Source organism: Streptomyces sp. NPDC020983, from assembly GCF_044333485.1.
Taxonomy (GTDB): domain Bacteria; phylum Actinomycetota; class Actinomycetes; order Streptomycetales; family Streptomycetaceae; genus Actinacidiphila.
Map to the genome: position 1 here is coordinate 268,691 of NZ_JBIRRA010000007.1, position 12,408 is coordinate 281,098.

The 12,408-nt window shown below is 74.8% G+C and carries 15 protein-coding genes; 8 read left to right on the forward strand and 7 right to left on the reverse strand.

Annotated elements, in window-relative coordinates; all coding sequences use genetic code 11:
* The first annotated feature begins 14 nt into the window (after positions 1-14).
* Positions 15-1,922, forward strand: a complete 1,908-nt coding sequence (gene nhaA, locus ACH4SE_RS17815; RefSeq protein ID WP_398544326.1) for a Na+/H+ antiporter NhaA — start codon at positions 15-17, stop codon at positions 1,920-1,922.
* A 31-nt stretch (positions 1,923-1,953) separates the two neighbouring features.
* On the opposite strand, the gene ACH4SE_RS17820 is transcribed toward nhaA, so the two are convergent.
* Complete coding sequence (locus ACH4SE_RS17820; RefSeq protein WP_398544327.1) at positions 1,954-2,184, reverse strand: DUF6296 family protein; 231 nt, start codon at positions 2,182-2,184, stop codon at positions 1,954-1,956.
* A gap of 376 nt (positions 2,185-2,560) precedes the next feature.
* Between ACH4SE_RS17820 and ACH4SE_RS17825 the strand changes: the two genes are divergently transcribed.
* Positions 2,561-2,989: an Asp23/Gls24 family envelope stress response protein gene (locus tag ACH4SE_RS17825; RefSeq protein ID WP_398544328.1), complete on the forward strand. Its 429-nt coding sequence runs from the start codon at positions 2,561-2,563 to the stop codon at positions 2,987-2,989.
* A 57-nt stretch (positions 2,990-3,046) separates the two neighbouring features.
* Here ACH4SE_RS17825 and ACH4SE_RS17830 read toward each other — a convergent pair whose 3' ends face one another.
* Positions 3,047-3,661 (reverse strand): TetR/AcrR family transcriptional regulator, encoded by a 615-nt coding sequence (locus ACH4SE_RS17830; protein WP_398544329.1) that lies wholly within the window; start codon positions 3,659-3,661, stop codon positions 3,047-3,049.
* 68 nt (positions 3,662-3,729) lie between these two features.
* Between ACH4SE_RS17830 and ACH4SE_RS17835 the strand changes: the two genes are divergently transcribed.
* Complete coding sequence (locus ACH4SE_RS17835; protein ID WP_398544330.1) at positions 3,730-4,611, forward strand: NmrA family NAD(P)-binding protein; 882 nt, start codon at positions 3,730-3,732, stop codon at positions 4,609-4,611.
* A 117-nt stretch (positions 4,612-4,728) separates the two neighbouring features.
* Positions 4,729-5,244, forward strand: a complete 516-nt coding sequence (locus tag ACH4SE_RS17840) for an FBP domain-containing protein (RefSeq protein WP_398544331.1) — start codon at positions 4,729-4,731, stop codon at positions 5,242-5,244.
* 305 nt (positions 5,245-5,549) lie between these two features.
* On the opposite strand, the gene ACH4SE_RS17845 is transcribed toward ACH4SE_RS17840, so the two are convergent.
* The gene (locus tag ACH4SE_RS17845) at positions 5,550-6,050 is read right to left on the reverse strand and encodes an NUDIX domain-containing protein (protein WP_398544332.1); all 501 of its coding nucleotides are present in this window, start codon (positions 6,048-6,050) and stop codon (positions 5,550-5,552) included.
* Between the two features lie 181 nt (positions 6,051-6,231).
* On the opposite strand from ACH4SE_RS17845, the gene ACH4SE_RS17850 reads away from it, so the two are divergent.
* Complete coding sequence (locus tag ACH4SE_RS17850) at positions 6,232-6,774, forward strand: MOSC domain-containing protein (protein ID WP_398544333.1); 543 nt, start codon at positions 6,232-6,234, stop codon at positions 6,772-6,774.
* An 87-nt stretch (positions 6,775-6,861) separates the two neighbouring features.
* Here the strand turns inward: ACH4SE_RS17850 and ACH4SE_RS17855 are convergent, their stop codons facing one another.
* The gene (locus tag ACH4SE_RS17855; protein ID WP_398544334.1) at positions 6,862-7,086 is read right to left on the reverse strand and encodes a cold-shock protein; all 225 of its coding nucleotides are present in this window, start codon (positions 7,084-7,086) and stop codon (positions 6,862-6,864) included.
* Positions 7,087-7,181: 95 nt separating this feature from the next.
* Positions 7,182-8,180 carry a VOC family protein gene (locus ACH4SE_RS17860; protein ID WP_398544335.1) on the reverse strand — a complete coding sequence of 333 codons (999 nt, stop codon included), beginning with the start codon at positions 8,178-8,180 and terminating at the stop codon, positions 7,182-7,184.
* A gap of 21 nt (positions 8,181-8,201) precedes the next feature.
* On the opposite strand from ACH4SE_RS17860, the gene ACH4SE_RS17865 reads away from it, so the two are divergent.
* Together ACH4SE_RS17865 and ACH4SE_RS17870 are read left to right on the forward strand one after the other, a co-directional pair.
* Positions 8,202-8,804 carry a CGNR zinc finger domain-containing protein gene (locus tag ACH4SE_RS17865; protein ID WP_398544336.1) on the forward strand — a complete coding sequence of 201 codons (603 nt, stop codon included), beginning with the start codon at positions 8,202-8,204 and terminating at the stop codon, positions 8,802-8,804.
* Positions 8,805-9,109: 305 nt separating this feature from the next.
* Positions 9,110-9,745: a hypothetical protein gene (locus ACH4SE_RS17870; protein ID WP_398544337.1), complete on the forward strand. Its 636-nt coding sequence runs from the start codon at positions 9,110-9,112 to the stop codon at positions 9,743-9,745.
* 83 nt (positions 9,746-9,828) lie between these two features.
* On the opposite strand, the gene ACH4SE_RS17875 is transcribed toward ACH4SE_RS17870, so the two are convergent.
* A complete protein-coding gene (locus tag ACH4SE_RS17875) occupies positions 9,829-10,434 on the reverse strand; it encodes a TetR/AcrR family transcriptional regulator (RefSeq protein WP_398544338.1) in 606 nt (201 codons plus the stop codon).
* 137 nt (positions 10,435-10,571) lie between these two features.
* On the opposite strand from ACH4SE_RS17875, the gene ACH4SE_RS17880 reads away from it, so the two are divergent.
* Positions 10,572-11,612 (forward strand): aldo/keto reductase, encoded by a 1,041-nt coding sequence (locus ACH4SE_RS17880; RefSeq protein WP_398544340.1) that lies wholly within the window; start codon positions 10,572-10,574, stop codon positions 11,610-11,612.
* Positions 11,613-11,645: 33 nt separating this feature from the next.
* On the opposite strand, the gene ACH4SE_RS17885 is transcribed toward ACH4SE_RS17880, so the two are convergent.
* Positions 11,646-12,395, reverse strand: a complete 750-nt coding sequence (locus tag ACH4SE_RS17885) for a D-Ala-D-Ala carboxypeptidase family metallohydrolase (protein ID WP_398544341.1) — start codon at positions 12,393-12,395, stop codon at positions 11,646-11,648.
* Positions 12,396-12,408 lie beyond the last annotated feature (13 nt).

Genomic DNA, 12,408 nt, shown 5'->3' on the forward strand with positions numbered 1-12,408 from the left:
GAGCGGGAGGCTGGATGTTCCGGGGCTTCACCACGCCCTTGACGGGTCGGACCGAGCGGGACGAATCGGGCGTCTCGTCGCCATGGGCGTTCATCCGCACCGAGTCGGGCAGCGCCGCGGTGCTGCTCGCCGGGACGCTCGCGGCGCTGGCATGGGTGAACATCGCACCGGACGGCTACGCGTCCTTCTGGGAGACCCGGCTGTCGGTGCGGCTCGGCTCGCACGGCGTGGACCTCGATCTGCGGGAGTGGGTCAACAGCGGCCTGATGACGCTGTTCTTCCTCGTCGTCGGCCTGGAGGCGCGCCGCGAGTTCGACATGGGCGAGCTGCGCGACCGCAGGCGCATCCCGCTGCCGCTGCTGTGCGGCCTGTGCGGCATGGCGGTCCCGGTCGCGATCTACCTGGGTGTCAACGCCGGCCGGTCCTCGGCGCACGGCTGGGGCGCGGCCATGTCGACCGACACCGCCTTCGCGCTGGGCATGCTGGCCCTGCTGGGATCGCGGTTCCCGCGCAGGCTGCACACCTTCATCCTCACGGTGGCCGTCGTCGACGACTTCCTCGCGCTCGCGGTGATCGCCGTCGCCTACAGCGAGAAGGTGGCGTGGACACCCCTGCTGATCGGGGCGGGTGTGCTCGTCGTGGCGGGCGTGGTCCGCCGTACGGGCGCGCGCCGCGGCGGGGTGTACGCGGTGCTCGGCGTGGTGGCGTGGGGGGCGTTCGTCCACTCCGGGGTGGACCCGGTCGTCGTCGGCCTGCTCCTGGGCCTGATGTCCTACGCCTACCCGGCCCCGCGCGACGCGCTGGAGCGCGCCAGTGGCCTCTTCCGGTCCTTCCGCGAGCAGCCCACCGCCGAGCTGGAGCGGGAGGCGCGGCAGGGCATCGCGCTCGCCCTGTCGCCCAACGACCGCCTGCAGCGCCTCTACCACCCGTGGAGCAGCTACGCGATCGTGCCGCTCTTCGCGCTGGCCAACGCGGGTATCGAGATCAACGGCTCGGTGCTGTCCAGCGCCTTCGCCTCGCCGGTCACGTGGGGCATCCTGCTCGGCTACGGCCTGGGCAAGCCGGTCGGCATCGCCGGCGCGTCCTTCGCCGCCGAGCGGCTCAGCCGCGGCCGGATGAAACCGCCGGTGGGCTGGGCGGCCGTCGCGGGCGGCGGCACGATCGCCGGCATCGGCTTCACCGTCTCGCTGCTCATCGCGACCCTCGCCTTCGACGGCCGGCAGCTGGAGCAGGCCAAGATCGGGGTGCTCAGCGCCGTGGTCTTCGCGATGCTGTCGACGTCCCTGGTGGCGCTGGTCACCGCGCGGCTGCCGAAGGCGCGGCGGGCGAAGGCGCTGCTGGGCACCGCCGAGTCGGTCGTCGACCTGGCCGAGCCCGTCGACCCCGGGCGGGACCACGTCCGCGGGCCCGTCGACGCGCCCGTGACGGTCGTGGAGTACGGCGACTTCGAGTGCCCCTTCTGCGGCCAGGCCGAGCAGGTGGTGCGCGAGCTGCTGGCCGACTTCGGCGACGTGCGCTACGTCTGGCGCCACCTGCCGCTGCCCGACGTCCACCCGCACGCCCAGCTCGCGGCGGAGGCGGCCGAGGCCGCCGCGCTCCAGGGCGCCTTCTGGGAGATGCGGGACCTGCTGATCACCCACCAGGAGGAGCTGGGCGTCAAGGACCTGCTGCGGCACGCCCAGAACCTCGGCCTGGACGTGGACGCCTTCCGCGAGGCGCTGCGCGGGCGCAAGGGCGCGGCGCGCGTGGAGGTCGACGTGGAGTCGGCGGATCTGAGCGGGGTGGCCGGCACGCCGACCTTCTTCGTCAACGGGCGGCGCCACCACGGGGCGTACGACATCCAGAGCCTGTCGGCAGCCGTGATCGCGGCCCGGGACCGCGCCGTCCTCATCGACGGTGCGTGGCCCGGGTCGGACGGCTGAGACAGCCGCGGGGGAGGCGGTGGAGCGGGCCTCAGCGCGGTACGGGGTGGACGGCCAGTGGCATGTCCAGGGACTGGTGGCCGCCGCTGGCGACCATGCGGACCTCGCCGTCCGCGCTGATCTCGGCGCGGACGATACCGGTCTCGTCCTGGTAGATGGGGTAGCCGCCGGCGCCTGACCGGTCGGTGCGGTGCACCAGCACCGCGTCGTCCTCCACCGCCGCGGCGTGGAAGACCAGCTCGTAGGTCTCCGGATAGTCCATGGCACTACCTCCGGGCATGGGCCTGCCGGTCCTTTCCATCCTCTCTCGTCCGGGGCGTTCCCGCGCGCCGGGGCCCCGGACCGGCCGGCCGGGACGCCCGGGCCGCGCTCCCGCGCCGCCGCCCCGGGGCGGCGCTGCCGGCCGTCGAGATCGGCGTGCGCACCGGGGAGCGGGGCGGCGCGGGGCTGCCGGAGGTCACCGCCGGCTGAGGCGGCCCGCCCGTGCACCCCGGCGCGAAGTGGCGAGTCCCGGGCGCCGGTCGCACAGTGGAACGAGAGGGCCGAAGCGCCGGTACGCGCCCGTAGGCCCGCCCGCCGGGCCCCGCCCGGGCACGGCCCCGGCGGTCCGCCGCCGCTTCCCACGTAAGGGGTTTTCCATGGCAACCGACAACGCTTCCCGGTCCGTCTCCAGCCACCGCAGCGACGTCGGCGGCAAGACGACCATCGCCGACTCCGTGGTGGCCGTCATCGCCGGGATCGCCGCCCGCGAGGTCGACGGGGTCCACACGATGGGCGGCGGCGCATCCCGCGCGATGGGCGCCGTACGCGACACGATGTCGCGCTCCACGGACTTCACCCGCGGCGTCAAGGTCGAGGTCGGCGAGAAGCAGGCCGCGGTGGACCTGGACGTCGTGGTCCTGTACGGCACGGAGATCGCCGACGCCGCCGGGCAGATACGCTCCCACGTCGCCAACGCCGTCGAGCGTATGACCGGCCTGGAGGTCGTCGAGATCAACATCAGCGTCCGCGACGTCTACGTCCCCGGCGAGGAGTCGGACGAGGAGTCCGAGTCGCGCGTGCGCTGACCCGCTCCGCACGCCCCTCCCGGGCCCGGCCGCCGCGCGCGGCCGGGCCCGGTCGCGTCAGCTCCCGGCCAGCGCCGCCGCGAGAGCGGCCCGGATCGGCACGAGGTCCACGTCGGCCGCGATCGTCGCCGGCTCGGGCCGCTCGGTGGCCATCGGCTCCATGCCGAACAGGCCGCGCAGGAAGCGCGGGTGGACCGCCCGCGCGACGACGTCGTAGGTGACCCGGTCGGCGTCCGCCGGCCCGAGCCCGAAGCGGTCGCCGAGAAAGCCGGCCAGCCGCTCGTGCATCGAGCCGAAGACCGCCTCGTGGTAGCGGGCGGACGCCTCGGGCAGCCGCTCGGCCTCCGCGATGCCCATCCGGCACATGCGCAGGGTGGGTTCCCACAGCAGTGTCTGGAGGAAGCGCCCGCAGTACAGGGCCGCGGCCTCCTCGGCGTCCTCGGCGTAGTCGCCGGGCGTTCCCAGCCGGTCGAGGTAGAGCTTCCGCACCAGCTCGACGACGGCGAGGAAGAGCTTGTCCTTGCTCTCGAAGTGGGCGTAGAGCGTGCGCTTGGACGTCTCGGCGCGGGCGGCCAGCTGGTCCATCGAGGTGCGTTCGAAGCCCGTTTCCAGGAAGACGTTCTTGGCCGTGAACAGGATGTGGTCCCGCAGTTCGTCGCCGCGCCTTGCCATGCGCCCTCCTGTGCAGCAAAGTAAACGGTACGGTAGAGTTTACTTGAGTCGAGGTCGAGGAGTCCGACATGATCGTCGTCACCACACCCACCGGAAGTATCGGCCACCAGGCCCTTGAGCACGTCATCCGGGCAGGCGCCCCGGTCCGGGTCGTCGCCCGCGACCCCTCCCGGCTGCCCGCCGAGGTCCACGAGCACGCCGAGGTCGTCAAGGGGGCCACGAACGACCCCGCGGCCCTGTCCGAGGCGCTCACCGGCGCCGACACCGTGCTGTGGGTGATGCCGCCCGACCCGCGGGCCGCCAGCATCCACGCCCACGTCATGGACTTCACCCGCCCGCTGTGCGACGCAATCGCCGCGCAGGGAGTGCGCCGTGTCGTCGCCGTGTCCAGCCTGGGCCGCACGGTCGCCCGCAACGCCGGGCAGATCTCCGCGGTCTTCGCGATGGACAGCCTCATCGAGTCCACCGGCGTGCACTACCGCTCGCTGGCCATGCCCGGCTTCATGGAGAACACCCTCCGGCAGCTCGAACCGATCAGGAGCCAGGGCCTGTTCTTCGGCACCCTGCCCCCGGGCCGCAGCGCGCCGACCGTCGCCACCCGCGACATCGCCGCCGTCGCCGCCCGGCTGCTGCTCGACCCGGAGTGGACGGGCCAGGAGAGCGTCGCGGTGCCCGGGCCCGAGGACCTGTCGTCCGACGACATGGCGCGCATCATGACCGAGGAACTCGGCCGCCCGGTCGCCTACCGGCAGATCAGCGACGAGGACCTGGTCGCCTCGATGACGGCGCACGGCATGACCCGCGCCTGGGCGCAGGGCATCGCCGACATGTCCGCCGCCGTCGACGCGGGCCTCTACGACGCCGAGCCCTACCCCGACCGGGCCACCACCACCCCCACGACCTTCCGCCAGTGGTGCCGCGACGTGCTGCGGCCCGCGCTGGGGGCCTGAGGCCGCCCGCCCGGCCCGCCCCGCCGCCGCCCGTACGGCCCCACCTGGGACGACGGGCGGCGGCGCGGGCCGAAAACCGGTCGAGGACGGCCCCGGGCGGCAGGTAGCGTCGGCGGGATGGACCCCCTGACCGACGCCGAACTGCGTGCCTCCTTCGTCAACTGCACCAAGGGCGAGGCCGGCCGCATCAGCCTGCCGCGGGATCTGCCCGCCCTGCCGTGGGCGGATCTGGACTTCCTGGGGTGGCGGGATCCGGGTGCCCCCGACCGCGCGTACCTGGTGGCCCCCGCCGGCGCCCCCGGCGGCAGGGCGGTGGGCCTCACCCTGCGGGCCGCTCCCGGCGCCCGGCGCAACCTGATGCGCAGCAGCCTGTGCGGCCTGTGCCTGACCGGTCACTCCGGCGGCGGTGTCGACCTTCTCGCCGCCCCCCTCGCGGGCCCCGCCGGGCGGCAGGGCAACACCGTCGCCCTCTACATGTGCGCCGATCTTGCGTGCTCCCTCTACATCCGCGGCAGGAAGACCTCGGTTCTGGTCCGGCGCATGGAGGAGACCCTGACGCTGGAGGAGCAGATCGACCGCACCCGCCGCAATCTCGACGCCTTCTTGGCGAAGGTCACCTCGCGGGCGGCGTGACCGCCGTGCGGGACCTCGGGGCGCGTTGACCTGCGGCGTCAGCGCCGCGATCGCGTGCTCCCCGGTTCGGGTGGATGCCGGGCCAGGACGTGTGCGTACGGCGTCCCCGCGGTCCGGCGCCGGGTAGGTTCCCGCCGGGGGAGCACGCGGGGCTCGCGGTGGAGAGTGACTTCGACCAGCCCCATCCATCCGGCCGGCGTGCTCCCCCGTCCGCGTGCCGTGCCGCGCGGACGGCTCCGCCCGTGCCCAGGGCGGCGCGTCCGCGTCCCCGCGGGCGGTGCCGGACCCCCGCCGGGCCCGCCGGCTCACCGCCCGAGGGACACCGGTGTCTCCGGGAGGCCGTCCTCCTCCAGCCGCGCGAGCAGGCGGCCCAGGTCCCTGGGGGAGAACACGTCGCTGCCGCGGTAGCCGCGGATGTCGTCGGGGCGCCACCACCGCAGTCCGGTGACGTTCTCCGCGGCGAGCTGCTCGTCGGTCAGCGCGCCGCCTGGGTCGAAGCGCGGGGTGCGGACGAGGAAGTAGTCGTTGACCACGCCGTCGTACCCCGGCGCGTGCGCGGGGTCCACGACCACCTGGTGCCAGACGTGCGGCGGCTCGCCCTCCAGTGCGAGCCCCACCTCCTCGTGCAGCTCCCGGCGCAGCGCGGCGAGGGCCGTCTCCCCGCGCTCGACGCCCCCGCCGGGGGCGGCCCACACCACGAGCGTCCCGTCCGCCCGTGCGAAGGCGAAGCGGCACAGCAGGATCCGCCCGCCCTCGTCGTCGAGGACGAGGGCGCGGACGGAGTGACGCAGCTTCGGCGGCGGCATCCGGACACGGTACCGGGCCGGGAGAACCGGCAGGGAGGCCCTGCGCCCTCCGCCGCCGCGGCCTCCTGCCGTGCCGCGTCGCCGCAGGACAGACCCCCTCCCGCACGGGGACACCCGCACCGGCTCCGGCATGATGGGGGGAGGGCCGGGCCCGCGGGCCGCCGAACAGGAGGTACCAGGGATGCACGCACGCGTGGTCGCCGTCAGCGCGAGTGGCGCGTACACGTTCACCAAGCCCAACCGCGACGCCATCCGGCTGGTCGCCGGGCTCGGAGTGGAGGGCGACGTGCACTCCGGTGAGACCGTCAAGCACCGCTCGCGTGTCGCCCAGGATCCGGACCAGCCCAACCTGCGCCAGGTCCACCTCATCCACCAGGAGCTCTTCGCCGAGGTCGCGGAAGCGGGCTTCGCCGTCGCGCCCGGTGAGCTGGGCGAGAACATCACGACCTGCGGGCTGGATCTGCTCGGCCTGCCGGCCGGCACCCTCCTGCACATCGGCGAGACCGCCGTCGTCGAGGTCACCGGCCTGCGCAATCCCTGCCGCCAGATCGACGACTTCCGCCACGGCCTGCTCAAGGAGGTCGTCGGCCGCGACGCCGAGGGCAACGTCGTCCGCAAGGCCGGCGTCATGGGCGTCGTCCGCGAAGGCGGCACCGTCCACCCCGGCGACCCGGTCACCGTCCACCTGCCCGCCGCCCCGCACCTGCCGCTCGCGCCCGTCTGACGGGCCGTCCCCGCAGCCCGCCGTGGTGTCCCGCCGCGGGGGCCGTCCCCGCGGCGCGCCCCGGCGGCCCGTGCCGGGGCGGCGGGCTCAGCCGGGCAGCGGCACGATGCTCACCGCGCGGAAGTCGTAGCCGTCCTGCGGTCCCCCCGGATCCTCCCACTCCAGCTCGACCCGCTGCCCCGCCGACAGCGTACGGAAGCCGTCCATCCGGATGTCGGAGTAGTGCCCGAAGCACCCGCCGGGCGTCTCGGGCGAATCGAGCACCCCCCAGCCGGCCTCGTCACTCCACTCCCTGACGGTCGCGATCACCATGACCGGCACTCTACGAGCCCCTTCCCGCTCGCACGGCGGAATCCGCCACCCGGCCGCCCCGGCCCGCGCCGCCGCACGGCGCGGGCGGCGCCTGCTCAGTCCCCGGTGACCGGTGGGCGCCCCTCCTCGCGCGGGTAGGTGCTGATCTCGACGAGGTTGCCGTCCGGGTCGCGGACGTAGGTGCTGGTGAAGGGCCCGAGCGCGCCCGTGCGCGGGACGGGGCCGGACTCGACGGGGACGCCGCAGGCGGCCAGGTGCTCCAGGACGCGGGACTGCGGGTGCGGGGTGACCAGGCACAGGTCGGCGCTGCCGGGGGTCGGGCGGGCGGCGTGGGGGAGGAGTTCGCGGCCGGCCTCGTGGAGGTTGATCTTGCCGGTGCCGAAGGACAGGGCGCGCCGGCCGCCGCCGAAGGTGACCGGGCGCATGCCGAGGACGCGCTCGTAGAAGGCGATGCTCGCCTCGACGTCCGCGACGGTCAGGACGAGGTGGTCCAGCCCGCTGACCAGCGGGCCCGCCAGGGGGCCGGCGGCGTGGCGGCCGAGCAGCCGCGTGCAGGCCTCCTGGGCCGGGGCGGACAGCAGTCCGCGGGAGCGGGTGAAGAGGTCGGCGAGGTCGGGGCCGTAGCGGGCCGCGAGGTCGGTGTTGTGCTCCACCAGGTCGAGTTCGTTGGCCGCGGTGATCTCCATCAGCGCCCGCAGGTCCTCGTCGGCGGGCACGCTCTCGGCGCCGGTGAAGCGGTCCCGGAAGACGACGGGGGAGCCCTGGCCGAGCTGCGGGTAGACCGCGGAGCGGTCGCAGCTCGCGTAGAGGTGGACCAGCGCCTCCGCCCGCTCGCCGATGAGGGCCGCGAGCACGGCGCGCTCGCCGGTGCCCAGCAGCCGCTCGTCGAAGCCGTCCGTGCCGTACGCGGCGTGGCACAGCCCCGCCCAGCGCACGGCCGGATCGGCGCCCCAGCGCTGGAGCACGCCTTCGACGCGGACCAGGTGCGTCAGCAGGGTGCCGCCGGGGTGGGGGATGCGGTCGGCCCCGTGCTCGCGCAGGAAGTCCTCGACACGGGCCCGGGAGGGCTCCGGCTCATTGCGGCTCGTCGTCATGTCACGAGTTATAGTCGTGACGTGAACGCCGAGGCAAGCATCCCCGGGGAGGTCCCCGCCGGTGAGCTGCGCTTCAACTTCCGCTCCGGGCGCCTGTGCCTGGCCTTCGTCGCCACGGTGGGCGAGCGCTGGCGCGGCTGCTACGAGCGGCTGCGCGAGCCGGACGATCTGGCCCGCTGGTACCGCGAGGCGGGACTGCTCCAGGAGGCGCCGGCCGTCACCCCGTCCGGCCTCGATGCCGCCCGGGCGCTGCGCGAGGCCGTCCACCGCCTCGCCTGCGCGGTGGTCGCCGGGGAGCCGCCGGCGCCGGGGGACGAGGCCGTCCTCAACGCGGCGGCGGCGGCCCCGCCACTGGTCCCCGTCCTGTCCGCGGGCGCCGGCCGCCTGACCCTGCCGCGCACCCGCGGCCAGCAGGCCGCACTGAGCACCGTGGCCCGCGACGCGATCGACCTCTTCTCCGGCCCCGCCGCGACCCGGCTGCGCGCGTGCGCGAGCCCGGAGTGCGCCCTGCTGTTCGTCGACACCAGCCGACCCGGCCGCCGCCGCTGGTGCTCCAGCGACGCCTGCGGTGGCAGGGACCGCGCCGCCGCGTACCGCCGCCGCCGCGCCGCGGCGGACGGCTGAGACCCGGTACCGGCCGCCGGGCCGTGCCGTCCGGCGGGCGGGTCATCCCCCGCGCGCAGGGGCCGCCGCGCGCCCGCGCCCGGCCGGCGCGGTGCCGGGTGCCACCGCCCGGGCGTGCCCGGACTGCGGCGGCGTCGACCGGCCGGCCCCGGTGCCGCCCGCCGGGTCGTGCCCTCCGGCGGGCGAACTCCCCGGCGGGCAGCCGCCGTTGGTCGTCCGTGCCGGACGCGGACGCGGCGGACCCCCGCCGCACCGGCGCGGGCGTGCGTCTAGGATGACGGCTTCAGGCCGGAGGGGGAGGGCTGATGACCGTACACATCCGCGGGCGGGGTGCGCGCGCCGTCGCGGCGGTGGCCGCCGCGGCAGCCGCAGCCGTGCTCACCGCGTGCTCGGGCGACGGGGGGTCCGCCCTGTCGCAGGCCGGACTGCACGACGCGGTGCGCTCGGCGGCCGGGGAGTCCGCGGCCTGCCCGCTGGACTACGACCTGGGCAAGGCGGCCTCGGCCGCGCACGCGCCCGGGTCCGCGCGCCCCGTCTCGGCGAACGTCGACCTGCCGGAGGACGCGGACAAGGACGCCGTGCTCAGCACCGCGCACGCCACCGACGTGGAGTGCGACTACCGGCTGGGCGCGGAGACGGTGTCCGTCGAGACACTCGCCGCCGAGAAGGGCACCGCCGCCGCCCTGCTGGCCCCGCTGATCCAGCGGAACGCGGAACTGTCCTCGGGCGAGCTGTCGGCGTTCCTCGCCGACGTGCAGAAGGCGCCCACCGGCACCCCGGTCGTCACCCCGACCGGCACCGTCGCCCTCGTGCGGCTGCGCGGAGCAGGCAGCGACAGCGTGGCGCTGATGGTCTCGTGCGGCACCGACGGGGACACGAAGCTGACCGCGGAACAGGTCCGCGGCCTCGCGAAGAACCTGGGCGGCCAGGCGCACTGGTGACGCCGCCGCGGCACCTCCCCCCGCGGTGCCCGCGAGCGGGACGCAGAACCGGGGGAAGTGCTTCCCCGGCCCCGGCGCCGCGGTCACATCGCGTTGGGCGCGCCCGCCGCTCCGGCACCCCGTAGCAGGGTGTCGACGACGCGCGCGGCGAGTTCGTCGGGGTCCGAGCCGGTCGCCGCCTCCACGGCCGCCTCGTGGATGAGGGCGTAGTAGACGCGCCGGGTCCAGTCGAGGTCGGCGTCGGGCCGGAGCACGCCGGCGTCCTGGGCGCGGCGCAGGAGGCTGATGCAGGTGGCGCGCACGTCGGCGTGGACGCGGGCCGCTTCGGGGTGCTCCGCGGCGGGGCGGTTCATGGCGAAGGACCAGTTGGTCTTCACCCGGAGCACGTTGGCGGTGATCTGGTAGAGGGCGACCAGGGGCGGGGCGCTGCCGGGGCGGGCGGCCCCGACGGCGTCGGCGAACTGGCGGGCGGCCCAGTCGGTCAGGGCGTGCAGGAGCGCCTCGCGGGTGGCGAACCGGCGGTGGACGGTGGTCCTGGCCACGCCGGCGGCGCGGGCGACATCCTCCATCGTCGCCGCCGGATCGGCGGTCAGGACGCGTTCGGCGGCTTCCAGGATCGTCCGTATCGTCCGTTCGGTGTCGGCCCTGAGCGGCCTCGGCCCGTTCGTCTGCTGTTTCTGCGCCGTCACGACGGACACGCTACACCAATGGTTCCTCGATCGGCTTAGTTGCAACACCTGTGTTGCATGTATTAGCTTCACGGCGTCGGTCGGGTAGCAACTCGCCGACCGCGTATCCCATGTGTCACGACAGCGAAGAGGCGATCATGCAGCAGCGGATCCTCGGCCGCACCGGCATCTCCGTCAGCACCTTCGCCCTGGGCACCCTGCATCTGGGTGCCTGGGGCAACAGCGACCACGACGAGGCTGTGCGCCTGGTCCACGCCGCGCTGGACAGCGGCGTGAACCTCATCGACACCGCCGACCAGTACTCCGGGGGCGAGGCCGAGGAGATCATCGGCAAGGCCCTGCGCGGGCGCCGTGACGACGTCGTGCTCGCGACCAAGGGCCACTTCCCGGTGCGGATGGGAGACCGGGACCCGAACCGCCGGGGCAACTCCCGGCGCTGGCTGACCAGGGCGGTCGAGGACAGCCTGCGGCGCCTGGACACCGACAGGATCGACCTCTACCAGGTGCACCGCCCCGACCCGGCCACGGACATCGACGAGACGCTGTCGGTGCTGTCCGACCTGGTGCGGGCGGGCAAGATCATGGCGATCGGGACGTCCGACTTCCCCGCCGAGCAGCTGGTCGAGGCCCAGTGGGCCGCCGACCGGCGCAACCACGTCCCCTTCCGGACCGAGCAGCCGCCGTACTCGCTGTTCGTCCGCGGTGTCGAGGCGGACGTCCTGCCCACCGCGCGCCGGTACGGGCTCGGCGTGCTGACCTGGAGCCCGCTCAACAGCGGCTGGCTGACCGGCCGCATCCGCCGCGGCGAGCGGATCGAACTCGACGCCTTCCGCCGCGTGGTGGCCCACAAGTTCGACCTCGCGCTGCCCGGCAACCGCCGCAAGCTCGACGCCGTCGAGGACCTCCTCGCGCTCGCGCGGGACGCCGGCATGCCGCTGACGCACCTGGCGCTGGCCTTCGCCGCGCACCACCCGGCCGTCACCTCGGTGCTCCTGGGCCCGCGCACCATGGACCAGCTGACCGACCAGCTCGCCGCCGCCGACATCCGCCTGGACGACGCGATCCTGGACCGTATCGACGAGATCGTCCCGCCGGGGACCACCCTCAACCCCGCGGACGTCGACCACCACCGGCCCGGACTGGCCGTCTCGGAACGGCGCCGCCCGCTCGCCGCCTGAGCGGGGCGGCGAGCGGGCCGGACGGGCGTGCCGTCAGATCGTGCCGTCCTGCCACCACCACGCGCGGCCGAGGTCGGCGCGGCTGTCGACGTGCTGGTGGTCCTCGGTGTACGTCTCCAGGCCGGAGAAGCCGCAGGTCTCGGCCTTCTGGTAGACCGTCTTGTTGGACACGCCGGCGACCCCGAGGTCCGCCGCCGTCCCGTACAGGTGCATGCTGTCGGACGCGCCGCCCACGGCCGCGTTGTGCGCGATGCTGCGGAAGCCGGAGTTGACCGTGACGGGGACGTTGCCGAGCTTCTTGCGCAGCGCTTCGAGCTTGTACATCAGCCGCCGGACGTTCTCCTTGGCGGTCGCCGCGCTGACCTTGCCCCCGTCGAAGGTCCCGCTCACCCGGTCGGTGAACTCGCTGAAGTCGAAATGGGCCGTCGAACCGTCCGACTGCTGCAGCGCGTTGAGCTGCGTCTGGGTGGCAGGGCCGACGACCCCGTCCGACGCCAGGCCGTACGCGGACTGGAAGAGGCGCACCGCGGTCGCGGTCCCGGGGCCGAAGTCCCCGTCGATCGCCACCCGCGTGTGCGCGGGTGCGGCCGTCGCCCAGCCGGCGACCCGGATCTGGAGCTCGGTGACGTCGGCGCCGGTCATGCCCTGCTGGAGGGTCCGCGTCCACGAGTACGCGAACGCCGTCCGGGACAGCAGGACGGGGCTCAGCACGGCGCCCGCGCCGGCGGCCACCGTGCCGCGCAGCAGGGTGCGTCGGTCGAAGGGGAAGGAAGACGGAGCCATCGGTGTCCTCTCG